The organism is Paenibacillus nasutitermitis (genome assembly GCF_014641075.1).
GTDB classification, from domain to species: domain Bacteria; phylum Bacillota; class Bacilli; order Paenibacillales; family Paenibacillaceae; genus Paenibacillus_Z; species Paenibacillus_Z nasutitermitis.
In genome coordinates this window covers 720,478-733,265 of sequence record NZ_BMHP01000002.1, presented here as the reverse complement: position 1 = coordinate 733,265, position 12,788 = coordinate 720,478, and the positions used below count along the sequence as shown (strand labels likewise).

Here is a 12,788-nt window from a genome sequence, read left to right as displayed (position 1 = left end):
ATGAGACCTAGAAAAATTCCGCTGCGCAAATGCGTGGCTTGCCAGGAAATGAAACCCAAGAAGGAATTAATTCGTGTCGTCCGCACACCCGACGAGCAGATTATGATTGACTTGAAGGGTAAACAGGCCGGCCGCGGCGCTTACTTGTGCGGCAAAGTTGCCTGCTTCAAGCTGGCGAAAAAAACCAAAGCGCTTGACCGTGCACTTAAACAATCGGTGGGCCCGGAAATATACGATCAGCTCGAGCGGGATTTTATCGCAGTGGAAGACCGGTTTATTGCCGATATGAATCAGGTGGATGACGATGATGAATCAGAAGCATAAGGCATTGTCGACGCTGGGAATGGCCATGCGGGCAGGTAAAGTGATTTCTGGTGATGAGATCGTTCTAAAGGCAGTACGCCAGGGAAAAGCTAAGCTTGTTATCGTTGCGGGAGACGCTTCGGAAAACACAAAGAAGAAATTCCAGGACAAGTGTGGAACCTATAATGTGAAGCTGGTGGAGATATTTGACCGAATCACGCTGGGAGAATCGATCGGCAAACCGGAGCGGGTAATAATTGCTGTAACGGAAGCGGGGTTCTCCAAGATCATTATACAAAGTTTAACCCAACCTTCGGAGGTGGAGTATATTGACTAAACAAACAGACAGCAAGGACAATAAAGATAAATTAAGGGTTTACGAATATGCAAAATCACTCAATATGAGCAGCAAAGAAATTATTACGATTTTGAAGCGCCTCAATCTGCCCGTCAATAACCATATGAGTGTCATGGAAAATGAAATGGTAGGCAAAGTTGAAGGATTTTTCCGCGATATTAAATCTAATGCCGCGGCCAAGCGGGCTCAGGAGAATGCGACTGTATCGGCATCTTCTCAATCGTCCAACCGTCCTTCCCAGCCGCAGCTTGAACGCAAACCGCAGCAAAACAGCCAGCCGCAAAACAGTGGCGCGGCGCAACCAGGCACGACAGAACAGACAGATGCCAACAAAAATAATCAGGAACGACAGGGGAATATGACAATAACTAAATCTAATACGCCACCAGCAAACACGAGCCAAACGGAATCATCGCAACCAGCACAACAGCAGTCAAGTCAGCAGCAGCGCCCTTCCTCCTATCAAGGCAGCAACCCGCGTCCGAGCGGCCAGGGCGGCCAACGTCCAAGCGGTCAAGGCAGCAGTCAGGGCGGCCAGCGACCTAGCGGTCAAGGCCAGGGCGGCCAACGTCCAAGCGGTCAAGGCAGTCAGGGCGGCCAGCGACCTAGCGGCCAAGGCCAGGGTGGCCAACGTCCGAGCGGTCAGGGCGGCCAGCGTCCAGGCGGCCAAGGCCAGGGCGGGCAACGTCCGGGTCAAAGCAGCGGAGGTCCAGGCGGCCAACGCTCCGGACCAAGCAGCCAGGGAGCACAAGGCAGTTCGCGCTCAAACACGCCGCCGCAGAATCGCGGTCCTCAAGGGCGTTCATTCGACTCGCGTCCTGCAACAGGCACAGACGATAGAGGCGGCGCCAAGAAGAAGCCAGGAGGTCCTGGTGCGGGCGGCAAACGATTTGACGATAATCGTTCAAGCAATTACAAAGGCCGAGGCGGCAAAAACCAGCGCGGAAGAGGCGGCCAGCAGCAGGAACGCAGAGAAAAAGTCGACAACACGCCGAAGAAGATTATCGTACGCGGTACGATGACGGTTGGCGATTTGGCGAAACTGCTTCATAAGGATGCGTCCGAGGTTATCAAGAAGCTTATTGTTCTTGGTGTAATGGCTACCATTAACCAGGAGGTCGACCTGGATACGGTTCAATTGATCGCAAGCGAATACGGCGTTGAGGTTGAAGTCAAGATTCCGGTTGAAGAGGATGCCTTCGAAACGTTTGAAGAGACGGATGAAGAAGAGAATCTTGAAACCCGTCCTCCGGTTGTAACCATCATGGGTCACGTCGACCATGGTAAAACAACACTGCTTGATGCCATTCGCCATACAAGCGTATCAACTGGCGAGGCAGGCGGCATTACCCAACATATCGGAGCCTATCAAGCCGAGATCAACAACAAGAAAATCACTTTCCTGGATACACCTGGCCATGAAGCGTTTACGCTCATGCGGGCGCGCGGTGCGCAAGTTACCGACATTACAATCATTGTGGTTGCAGCCGATGATGGCGTTATGCCGCAAACCGTAGAGGCAATCAATCATGCCAAAGCGGCTGGCGTGCCGATTATTGTCGCAGTCAACAAAATTGATAAACCCGATTCCAACCCGGATAAGATCAAACAGGAGCTGACTCCTTACGAGCTCGTGCCGGAAGAGTGGGGCGGCGATACGATCTTTGTCAATGTGTCGGCCAAACAACGGATTGGCCTGGAAGAGCTGCTGGAAATGATTCTTCTGGTTGCGGAAGTGAATGACTATAAATCGAATCCCAACAAACGGGCTCGCGGTACGGTCATTGAAGCGGAACTGGATAAAGGTAAAGGTCCAGTTGCCCGTATTCTCGTGCAGCACGGAACGTTGAAGGTCGGCGATGCTTTTGTAGCGGGCAACTGCTTCGGTCGCGTGCGTGCGATGGTCAATGACAAAGGCAGACGGCTCAAAGAAGCAGGACCAAGTATGCCTGTGGAAATTACAGGCTTGACAGAGGTTCCGCTTGCCGGCGACCCGTTCCTCGTGTTCGAGGATGAGCGCAAAGCCAGAGCGATTGCAGACCGCAGAGCGATCAAGCAGCGTGAATCAGAGCTTGGAGCGAATTCTCGCGTAACGCTGGAAGATTTGTACAAACATATCGTTGAAGGTGAAATTAAAGACCTGAATGTCATCATTAAATCCGATGTTCAAGGCTCTTCCGAAGCCCTCAAAGGTTCGCTTGCGAAAATCGATATTCAAGGCGTTCGCGTTAAAATTATTCACAGCGGCGCTGGTGCCATTACGGAATCCGATATCAATCTGGCTTCAGCTTCAAATGCGATTGTCATCGGGTTTAACGTAAGGCCTGAGCCACAAGCGCTTGCGACTGCCGAGCAGGAAAAAGTCGATATCCGCTTGCACAGCATTATCTACAATGTAATTGACGAAATTGAGCATGCTATGAAGGGGATGCTGGATCCGGTCTTCAAGGAAGTAGTCATCGGCCAGGCTGAAATCCGCAATATCTTCAAAGTCAGCAAAGTGGGTACGATTGCCGGCTGTATGGTTACATCGGGTAAAATTACGCGTTCGGCCAAAGCACGCCTGATCCGCGGCGGTATCGTGGTGTTTGAGACTGAGATTGAATCGCTCAAACGTTTCAAGGATGATGTCAAAGAAGTTGCGCAAGGGTATGAATGCGGAATTACGCTGGAGAAAAACTTCGAGCTTAAAGAAGGCGACACGATCGAAGCCTACGTTATGGAAACAGTAGAGAGGTGATTGACCTATGGCGAAGGTTCGCGTAGGACGTGTAAGTGAACAAATCAAGAAAGAGCTAAGCACACTGATCCAGATGGAGCTCAAAGACCCGCGAATTGGTTTTATTACGGTCACTGGTGTGGAAGTAACAGGAGATTTATCACAGGCACGTGTGTACTTGAGCGTACTGGGCAATGATGAACAAAAGGAAGAAACGTTAAAGGCGCTGGCGCGCGGTACGGGTTTTCTTCGTTCGGAGCTTGGCAAAAGGATCCGGTTCCGCCATACGCCTGAATTGATCTTCAAGTTCGATCAGAGCATCGAGTACGGCAGCCGGATCGAATCGCTGCTGGAAAAAATCAATAATGGCAACGGTGGCCAATGATCGCGGGGCAAGCTTCTGCTTTCCCTGCTGATTATGCCCGGAAGCTGGATCAAACGTTACAGTTTCTCCAAGGAGCAGAGCGGTTCCTCGTTGTTTCCCATGTTCAGCCGGATGGCGATGCCATCAGCTCGACGCTTGTAACCGGCTGGATTTTGCGTCAGCTTGGCAAAGAAGTCGTCATGATGAATGAAGGCGCCATACCGGCAAGGCTGGACTTTTTGGAAAATGCCTCTGCTGTCATAAACTGGAGCAAACTGCAACCCGCGGCAGACAGCTATAACCGGATCATCGCGGTCGATTGCGCCGATTTTCGGCGCATCGGCCTCGTGTCCGGTCTATTTGCCGAAGGGGCAGAACTCCTCAATATTGACCATCATCCAACCAATGATGCTTTTGGCCTCGTAAATCTGATTCGGACCGACGCGGCAGCGACGGTGGAGATCTTATATGATTTGATCATACATGCTGGACTAACATTGGATTACGAAGCGGCCACGGCCATTTACACAGGGTTGCTCACCGATACCGGCGGTTTTCGGTATTCCAATACGAGCCCCTATGTGATGCAGGTTGCCTCGCAAATGCTTGCGCATGGCATTGAGGGTCATTGTATTGCGGACCGCTTGTTGGAAAGAATGACCAAACCCCAGCTTCTTTTGCTGCAGCGCGCATTAAGCAGACTGACATTCTCGGAGGATAACCGGATTGCATGGCTGTATATCGCTTATGGCGATATGGCAGAGACTGGCGCAGTCGGCGACGATCTGGAAGGCCTCGTTAATTACGCGCTTAATGTTGAAGGGGTGGAAGCTGGCATCCTGTTTAAAGAAACAATGGAGGGTCATGTCAAAGTCAGCATGCGTTCTGCTGGTCTGGCGGACGTCGCGGCAATTGCCAAATCTTTCGGTGGCGGTGGTCATGTCAGGGCAGCCGGTTGTCAGCTTGACGGCCCTATGCCTGATACCATGAAAACCGTTGTAAATGCGGTGAGAGAGGCGTTGGCCAAATGATGGAGGGTATCTTGCCTGTTTGGAAGCCCGCCGGCTGGACCTCTCATGACGTAGTCGCAAAGGTACGAGGAATCCTTAAAGTGAAGCGCATCGGCCATACCGGGACTCTTGATCCGCAGGTAACGGGTGTTCTGCCACTTTGCATCGGGAGAGCGACCCGGGTTGTGGAATACGTTCAGGAACGCCCCAAAGCTTATGAGGCTGTTCTGCAATTGGGATTGGCTACGGATACGGAGGACTTGACGGGTACTGTAATCTCGCAGATCGATAAGGTTGTCATCGAAAAATCGGAAATCCGCCGAACTCTTTCCTCTTTTGTCGGTGAAATCATGCAGGTTCCGCCCATGTATTCTGCCGTACGGGTCGATGGCAAAAGACTTTACGAGCTTGCCAGAGAAGGACAAGTGGTTGAGCGAAAAGCCCGACCGGCGGTGATTTATACGCTCGATTTGCTTGATCTTGAGCTCGATCGGGACCATCCCCGGATCCGATTCTCGGTTCAATGCTCCAAAGGCACCTATATCCGAACCTTGTGTGTGGATATTGGCAAAGCGCTGGGTGTTCCAGCGGCAATGGCGGAGCTCACTCGCACCATGTCGGGAGGCTTCAGTCAGGAAGATTGCCTGACGATGGAGGAGATCCGGAGCCTTCAAGCCACCGGGGAACTTGCATCGAAACTGCTGCCGGCTGATTCAGCGCTCGGGCACCTGCCACGCGGAATGGTTAATGCAAGCACCGCCCAGCATGCCTATCAAGGCAAGCGGATCCCTCTGCAAGATGTAGAGGCGTTGGTGCTTGAAGAGGGGCAAGGATTGGTTTGTTTATATCGGAATGACGGATTGTTCCTCGGTATTTTTGAAGCAGACAGGGAAACAAACGAATTGAAAGCGGTCAAGGTGTTTACGTCCGCTTAATCAAAAGCGAAGCTCATAAAGCAGGTGTGACGGCAGTGAAAATAATTTCATTACAATACCCGGTTCAAGACACTGAACCTGTAAAGACAGCTCTTCCAAAGACGCTTGCGATCGGCTATTTCGATGGCGTGCATAAGGGGCATCAAAACGTTATCCGGCGTTCTGTCGAAGCGGCGCGCAAGGCGGGCCTGCAGTCGGCAGTGATGACTTTTTACCCGCATCCCAAGGAAGTGCTGGGTCAAGGGGAGCAATATGTGAACGGGCTGACACCCTTGGAGGAGAAAGTCAACCGCTTTCGTTCTCTTGGCGTGGATGTGACATATATCGTTCAATTCAATCTGGATTTCTCGGCAGTTACGCCGGCTCAATTTGTGGAACATGTACTGCGGCCATTGCAGGTGAGGAAAGCTGTTGTAGGATTTGATTTTTCCTTCGGAGCGCGCGGTGCCGGAAAAGCGGACACGCTTGCCGAAATGGGTGGACCGGATATTTCAGTAGAAATTGTGGACCCGCTTCTGATCGACGGCAAGAAAGTAAGCAGCACCCTCATTCGCCAAGCATTGGCGGAAGGCAAGCCGGAGCAGGCCGAGCAGCTTTTGGGTGAACCTTACCATGTACAGGGGACAGTCGTTCACGGGGAAGGAAGAGGCAGCAAGATCGGATTTCCTACTGCCAATCTGGAGACGAAAGCGGCCTATGTCATTCCCCGGCAGGGTGTTTACGCCATTATGGCCGAATGGGACGGCAAGCGGATTCCGGGTGTGCTCAATATCGGAGTGAAGCCAACCTTTCACGATAACCTTACAAAGCCGGTGATGGAGGCTCATTTATTGGACTTTGCCGGCGACATTTATGGCCAATCCATAACGATTCATTTTATTTCATTCCTCCGTACCGAGAAGAAATTTAATTCCATCGATGAATTGGTCGCACAGATTCATGCGGATGCCGAACAGGCCAAATCCGTGTTATCCGCTTTTAAATAGTGGCTCTTGGCATTTACTTTATACAAGCAGATATGATATACTTCTAGTCGTTGCGTAGAGCTGGATTCCGATCCAACTACTGCGCTGACGGAACCTTGGCTTGGCCTGCTCGATATCACCGGCGGCGGCGAGGCTAATGGCGATTATGATAAAGGAGGTGAACAAGGATGGCACTTACTCAAGAGCGTAAAAATCAATTGATCGACGAGCACAAAACCCATGCGAACGACACCGGATCTCCGGAAGTTCAAATCGCTATCCTGACGCAAAACATCGTCAACTTGACAGACCATCTTCGGGTGCACAAGAAAGATCATCACTCCCGTCGCGGCCTGCTCAAAATGGTCGGTCAACGCCGTAAGCTGTTGGCATACCTGAAGAACAAGGATGTACGACGTTATAGCGCATTGATCGAAAGACTCGGCCTTCGCCGATAAAAGATGCGTGGATAAAAGCAACCTGGCTGTCCAGCCGTCCGGTGTTCCGGTTCGGCTGCTCCGGGTTGCTTTTTGTAAATGTAAAGGTATTTATTCATAACCTCTCAAGAAACTTATCTTATCTTATTGGGAAGTTTTCTTGAAGCAGGAGAACCTATATAGCTGTCGAATGAAATTTAATAGACCGGCAGCCGGGCCCACCTATGGGTTGACGGTTGCGGTGAGGAGGGGTTTAATGTTACAACGTGTAGAAATGACGTTAGGCGGGCGTCCGCTCATACTGGAAACGGGGCGGCTGGCCAAACAGGCAAACGCAGCAGTTACGGTTAAATATGGCGAGACGGTTGTATTGTGTACAGTCGTGGCATCCAATGAGCCTAAACCGCTCGATTTTTTTCCGTTAACAGTCAATTATGAAGAGCGTTTATATGCAGTCGGCAAAATTCCTGGAGGATTTATTAAACGGGAAGGACGCCCCAGCGAAAAAGCGATTCTTTCCAGCCGTTTGACTGACCGCCCGATTCGTCCCTTGTTTCCTGACGGTTTCCGCAATGATGTGCAGATTGCCAATATCGTCATGAGCGTGGATCAGGATTGCACTCCCGAAATCGCGGCAATGATCGGTACATCCGCTGCACTGACCATTTCGGATCTGCCTTTCAACGGACCAATCGGCGGGGTTATTGTCGGCCGTATTGACGGGGAGTTTATTATTAACCCTACCGTTGAACAGGAGAAGGTAAGCGAGGTTTATGTCGTCGTTTCCGGAACGAAGGATGCCATTATGATGGTTGAAGCGGAAGCGAATGAAGTACCCGAATCGGTTATCCTGGAAGCGATCATGTTTGGTCATGACGAAATCAAGAAGATTGTCGCGACCATCGAGGAGCTCCACGGCTTGGCCGGCAAAACCAAAATGGAAGTCAAGCTGCATGCGAGTGACGAGCAGGTCAGCAAAGCCGTTCGTGATTACGCGTCCGCTCAACTGGTGGAAGCCGTCCGCATTATCGAGAAGCATGCCAGACAGGAAGCTATCGATCAAGTCAATGCTCAGACTGTGGCTCACTTTGAAGAGCAATACGCGGAAACTCCTGAGCTGCTGGGTGATGTGAAAGAAGTGCTGTACGATATCGTCAAAGAAGAAGTAAGACGTTTGATCACTCATGATAAAGTACGTCCGGATGGACGAGCCTTGAGTGAAATCCGTCCGATCGACTGCGACGTTGCCATTCTGCCGCGTACCCATGGATCCGGATTGTTTACCCGCGGACAAACGCAGGCTCTAAGTATTTGTACGCTTGGCCCGCTTGGGGATGTGCAGATTCTGGACGGAATCGATTTGGCTGAAACCAAACGCTTCATGCATCATTACAATTTCCCTCCGTTCAGTGTAGGCGAAGCCAGACCGCTCCGTCCTCCGGGACGCCGCGAGATTGGGCATGGCGCGCTTGGCGAAAGGGCTTTGTCGAAAGTCATTCCATCGGAAACGGAATTCCCGTATGCGATCCGCCTTGTATCTGAGGTTCTGGAATCCAATGGCTCCACCAGCCAAGCAAGTATTTGCGCAAGCACGCTGGCGATGATGGATGCCGGGGTGCCGATTAAAGCTCCTGTTGCGGGTATTGCCATGGGCCTGATCAAAGATGGCGATCATTTTGCCATTCTGAGTGATATTCAGGGTATGGAAGATCATCTCGGGGATATGGACTTTAAAGTTGCGGGTACGGCTAAGGGTGTTACCGCCATTCAAATGGATATCAAAATAAACGGTATCGACCGTGCCATTCTTGAAGAATCACTGGAACAGGCACGCCAGGGACGTTTGCATATTCTCGGAAAAATGACTGAAATCATGCAGGAGCCGCGTAAGGAATTGTCGCCTTATGCTCCAAAAATCGTGATTATGAACATTCATCCGGACAAAATCCGTGATGTGATTGGTGCCGGCGGTAAAGTTATTAACAAAATTATTGACGAAACCGGCGTGAAAATCGATATCGAGCAGGATGGAACCGTCTTTATTGCCTCTTCCAATGCGGAAGCGATTGACCGGGCCAAACAAATTATCGAAGGCATTGTCCGTGAGGTTATTGTCGGAGAAATTTATTTGGGAACGGTAAGACGTATCGAGAAGTTCGGCTGTTTTGTTGAAATTTTGCCAGGCAAAGATGGTTTGGTGCATATTTCTCAATTGTCCAGCGAACGTGTTGCTAAGGTTGAGGATGTTGTTAAGATTGGCGATCAGATCACGGTTAAAGTGACTGAGATCGACCAGCAGGGACGCGTGAACCTTTCCCGTAAAGCGATTTTGGCGGCGGAAGCTCCAGCACAATCCTAGTCGAGACACCAGCACAATAGAACCGTTAAATCAGGAAGAAGCGGGTATGCCGGTTAATCGCCTGTACGCGTTTCTTTTATACCCACACTCAGGAAAGGGTGCATATGCGTAAGCATCGCTTTTCTGAATGTCCCAGAAGAGTCAGATTCCATCTGTCTCTTTTTTTATTTGTACCCGAGCTTGCGGTGCGTGACATAAAGAAAACACGTTTCTTTCTTATCCTTCACATATTGTGGACCAAGCCATAATAGGATGAATAAGAAGGGTGGGAGAAGCGATGAAGCTGAAAAAATCGATCATCATGGCCGTTTTCATGTGTACGCTGCTGCTGGTCTTCGGGATGAATGGCGATTTGTCGGCTTATGTGGCGGCGTTGAAGCAGGGGACGTTTACTTCCACCCTCGGTTCGGATATTGCCGCAGATCCTGGCAAACGACTGTTGAAGGAAACCATCGAGAAGGAAGCCATCAAACGCCGTATCGATCCCGTTGACGCAAAGCTCGATCACGTGTGGAAGGCCATTCCAGGCTATAACGGCCTGGAGGTTGATGTTGATCAAACCTATCGGCTCATGAAGGATGCACCGGAGCATGCTCCGATCCGATATATGTACAGAGAAATTACGCCGGCTGTCAGTCTGGAGCAGCTCGGCCGGCAGCCCATCTATAAAGGCAATCCGAATAAACCGATGGTTGCGCTTATGATCAATGTGGCATGGGGCAATGAATTTTTGGAACCGATGCTCAAGACGCTGGAGCAGCATAATGTGAAAGCCACCTTCTTTTTGGATGGAACATGGCTGAAAAAAAATACCGATATGGCCCGCCTGATCCAGTCCTACGGACATGAGCTTTCCAATCATGCCTACACGCATCCTAATATGAGCAGGCTGGACCGGCAGACCGCTTACAATGAAATTGCTAAAACCGAAGCGCTGCTGAAGTCCACGCTGAACGTGAACAATGTATGGTTTGCGCCGCCTTCGGGGGACTTTAATCAAATGACGGTCGAAGTTGCGGCCGAACAGGGGCTTAAAACCGTGTTATGGACACTTGATACTGTCGATTGGCAGCATCCTCCAGCAGCTTCTATCGTTAATAAAATCAGGACTCGCGTCGAGCCTGGCTCACTTATTCTTCTGCATCCTACCGATTCCTCAAGCGAAGCGCTGCCTGGTATGATCGCCGCGATCAAACATAAAGGCTTGCTGCTGGGGACAGTCAGTGAAACCTTATCCACGAAAAGAGTTCGCCTGGTTGAGGCGGGGACTTAATTTTGATATAGTGGAGTCATTGATTTTTAGGGGCTTGGAGCAAAGCAGACTGCTTGCTTAAGAAGCATTCCATGAAGAAAGCAGAAAACGCTAGGCAAATGCTTACGAAGCAAGTTTTGCTTCGCATAACTTCAGATTACGCTTTCGAAGTGATTTTTCTGCTTGCTTAAGAAGCATTCCATGAAGAAAGCAGAAAACTCTAGGCAAATGCTTACGAAGCAAGTTTTGCTTCGCATAACTTCAGATTACGCTTTCGAAGTGATTTTTCTGCTTGCAGAGAAGCATTCCATGAAGAAAGCAGAAAACTCTAGGCAAATGCTTACGAAGCAAGTTTTGCTTCGCATAACTTTTAGGAGGAAACAAAGTGAACAATTATACACTTAGCAACGGGTTGCGCGTGGTTGTGGAATATATCCCGACTTTTCGTTCCGTAGCTTTCGGCATCTGGGTCAAGACCGGTTCGCGCAACGAGACGCCGGAAAACAACGGGGTTTCCCATTTCATCGAGCATATGCTCTTTAAGGGGACACCCAGAAGAAGCGCCAAGGACATTGCCGATTTATTTGATGGCATCGGCGGTAACGTAAATGCCTTCACAGCGAAAGAGTACACCTGCTATTTTGCCAAGGTGCTGGATCAGCATCTGCCGATAGCGGTTGATGCGCTCGCGGACATGTTTTTTGAGTCGGAAATGGATGCCGGTGAACTAAGCAAAGAGAAAAATGTTATTCTTGAGGAAATCTCGATGTATGAAGATACGCCGGATGATAAGGTCCATGACGAAGCATCGCGCGCCTCTTATGGCGACCATCCGCTTGCCTATTCGATTTTGGGACTGGAAGATCGGTTGAATGCAATGGACGGCGATTCGCTGCGCAGCTACATGCGCGATCACTACCGCATCGATAATACGGTTATTAGTGTGGCCGGCAATGTCGAGGAAGGCCCTCTGCTGGAGCTGCTTGAGAAGCAGTTCGGCAGGTTTACGAATAAAGGCACGGAAAACGCTTTGGGCGTCCCGGCTTTTAACGGCCAATATTTATTTCATAAGAAAAAAACGGAACAAAATCATATCTGCCTCTCGTTCCCGGGCTGCTCGATTGCAGATCCCCAGCTGTATGCCATGATTCTGCTGAACAATGCCATGGGCGGCGGGATGAGTTCGAGACTGTTTCAGGAAATCCGCGAAAAACGCGGCTTGGCGTATTCTGTTTATTCGTATCATACATCTTATGCGGATAGCGGCTTGTTCACGATATATGCCGGAACCGCTCCGAAACAGACCAAAGATGTGCTGGATCTCACGCTGGAACAGCTGCATGATCTGGCCTCCAAGGGCTTATCGGACAGCGAGCTCCACCGGGGCAAAGAGCAGTTGAAGGGCAGCCTGATTCTTAGCTTAGAAAGCACCAGCAGCCGGATGAACCGGCTCGGCAAGAACGAGCTGATGCTCGGCCGGCATTATACGCTGGATGAAATGCTTTCACGTATCGATTCGGTACAAATGAGTGATATCCAGGCCGTCACTAAAAGAATGCTCAGTGTGCCATTTGCAGTTGCTATGGTAGGAACCAGTGATAAAGCGGCTGCCGCATTGGGGAGGGATAGCCTTGTTTCAAGTATTGTTTAAACGGCTCCCAGGCCAGGAAGAAGTGCCGCTTCCACGCAAAATGTCAGAATGGGCAGCAGGTTTTGACCTTCATGCTGCTGTGGCCGAACCTGTAACGCTGAATCCCGGTGAGCGCAAGCTGATTCCGACCGGCTTCTCCATGGCTATGCCGGCTGAGCTGGAGGCCCAGATTCGTCCCCGCAGCGGACTGGCATACAAGCATGGTATCACATGCTTGAATTCGCCCGGCACAATCGATGCGGATTACCGGGGAGAAGTTAAGGTTCTCCTCATTAATCTGGGCCAGGAGCCATTCATTATCGAGCGGGGCGAAAGAATCGCCCAAATGCTGTTTCAAGTTGTTCCGGCTGTACAGATTGCGGAAGTCGATGAGCTGCCGGACACTGTACGCGGGACAGGCGGCTTTGGACATACCGGAGTTTAATGGTCTGTTCA

12 protein-coding genes are annotated in these 12,788 nt (G+C 50.5%); all 12 read left to right on the top strand.

Annotated elements, in window-relative coordinates; genetic code table 11:
* The 12 genes from rnpM (at position 1) to dut (ending at position 12,777) form a co-directional block, all read left to right on the top strand.
* Positions 1 to 324 carry an RNase P modulator RnpM gene (rnpM, locus tag IEY46_RS13395; RefSeq protein WP_188992496.1) on the top strand — a complete coding sequence of 108 codons (324 nt, stop codon included), beginning with the start codon at positions 1 to 3 and terminating at the stop codon, positions 322 to 324.
* Positions 305 to 640, top strand: coding sequence for a L7Ae/L30e/S12e/Gadd45 family ribosomal protein (locus IEY46_RS13390; protein ID WP_188992495.1), 336 nt, complete (start codon positions 305 to 307; stop codon positions 638 to 640). Before rnpM ends, IEY46_RS13390 begins: the two co-directional genes overlap by 20 nt.
* Positions 633 to 3,401: a translation initiation factor IF-2 gene (infB, locus tag IEY46_RS13385; protein WP_188992494.1), complete on the top strand. Its 2,769-nt coding sequence runs from the start codon at positions 633 to 635 to the stop codon at positions 3,399 to 3,401. Before IEY46_RS13390 ends, infB begins: the two co-directional genes overlap by 8 nt.
* A gap of 7 nt (positions 3,402 to 3,408) precedes the next feature.
* Positions 3,409 to 3,765 (top strand): 30S ribosome-binding factor RbfA, encoded by a 357-nt coding sequence (rbfA, locus tag IEY46_RS13380; protein WP_188992493.1) that lies wholly within the window; start codon positions 3,409 to 3,411, stop codon positions 3,763 to 3,765.
* Positions 3,762 to 4,775, top strand: coding sequence for a DHH family phosphoesterase (locus IEY46_RS13375; RefSeq protein ID WP_188992492.1), 1,014 nt, complete (start codon positions 3,762 to 3,764; stop codon positions 4,773 to 4,775). The genes rbfA and IEY46_RS13375 overlap by 4 nt, the downstream gene beginning before the upstream one ends.
* Positions 4,775 to 5,689: a tRNA pseudouridine(55) synthase TruB gene (truB, locus tag IEY46_RS13370; RefSeq protein WP_188993814.1), complete on the top strand. Its 915-nt coding sequence runs from the start codon at positions 4,775 to 4,777 to the stop codon at positions 5,687 to 5,689. The genes IEY46_RS13375 and truB overlap by 1 nt, the downstream gene beginning before the upstream one ends.
* 35 nt (positions 5,690 to 5,724) lie before the next feature.
* Positions 5,725 to 6,675, top strand: coding sequence for a bifunctional riboflavin kinase/FAD synthetase (locus IEY46_RS13365; RefSeq protein ID WP_188992491.1), 951 nt, complete (start codon positions 5,725 to 5,727; stop codon positions 6,673 to 6,675).
* Between the two features lie 167 nt (positions 6,676 to 6,842).
* Positions 6,843 to 7,112 (top strand): 30S ribosomal protein S15, encoded by a 270-nt coding sequence (gene rpsO / locus IEY46_RS13360; protein ID WP_188992490.1) that lies wholly within the window; start codon positions 6,843 to 6,845, stop codon positions 7,110 to 7,112.
* Positions 7,113 to 7,347: 235 nt separating this feature from the next.
* Entirely contained in the window at positions 7,348 to 9,450 is a 2,103-nt protein-coding gene (gene pnp, locus IEY46_RS13355; RefSeq protein WP_188992489.1) for a polyribonucleotide nucleotidyltransferase, read from the top strand.
* Between the two features lie 277 nt (positions 9,451 to 9,727).
* Entirely contained in the window at positions 9,728 to 10,723 is a 996-nt protein-coding gene (locus IEY46_RS13350; RefSeq protein ID WP_188992488.1) for a polysaccharide deacetylase family protein, read from the top strand.
* 364 nt (positions 10,724 to 11,087) lie between these two features.
* A complete protein-coding gene (locus tag IEY46_RS13345; protein WP_188992487.1) occupies positions 11,088 to 12,353 on the top strand; it encodes a M16 family metallopeptidase in 1,266 nt (421 codons plus the stop codon).
* Positions 12,334 to 12,777, top strand: a complete 444-nt coding sequence (dut, locus tag IEY46_RS13340; RefSeq protein WP_188992486.1) for a dUTP diphosphatase — start codon at positions 12,334 to 12,336, stop codon at positions 12,775 to 12,777. The genes IEY46_RS13345 and dut overlap by 20 nt, the downstream gene beginning before the upstream one ends.
* The last annotated feature ends 11 nt before the right edge of the window (positions 12,778 to 12,788 follow it).

What these genes read in the sequence shown, in the direction of transcription:
- rpsO (WP_188992490.1), top strand. Translation starts at nt 6,843, where the DNA reads ATGGCACTTACTCAAGAGCGTAAAAATCAATTGATCGACGAGCACAAA.
- rbfA (WP_188992493.1), top strand. Translation starts at nt 3,409, where the DNA reads ATGGCGAAGGTTCGCGTAGGACGTGTAAGTGAACAAATCAAGAAAGAG.
- IEY46_RS13390 (WP_188992495.1), top strand. Translation starts at nt 305, where the DNA reads ATGATGAATCAGAAGCATAAGGCATTGTCGACGCTGGGAATGGCCATG.
- rnpM (WP_188992496.1), top strand. Translation starts at nt 1, where the DNA reads ATGAGACCTAGAAAAATTCCGCTGCGCAAATGCGTGGCTTGCCAGGAA.
- truB (WP_188993814.1), top strand. Translation starts at nt 4,775, where the DNA reads ATGGAGGGTATCTTGCCTGTTTGGAAGCCCGCCGGCTGGACCTCTCAT.
- pnp (WP_188992489.1), top strand. Translation starts at nt 7,348, where the DNA reads ATGTTACAACGTGTAGAAATGACGTTAGGCGGGCGTCCGCTCATACTG.
- IEY46_RS13350 (WP_188992488.1), top strand. Translation starts at nt 9,728, where the DNA reads ATGAAGCTGAAAAAATCGATCATCATGGCCGTTTTCATGTGTACGCTG.
- IEY46_RS13375 (WP_188992492.1), top strand. Translation starts at nt 3,762, where the DNA reads ATGATCGCGGGGCAAGCTTCTGCTTTCCCTGCTGATTATGCCCGGAAG.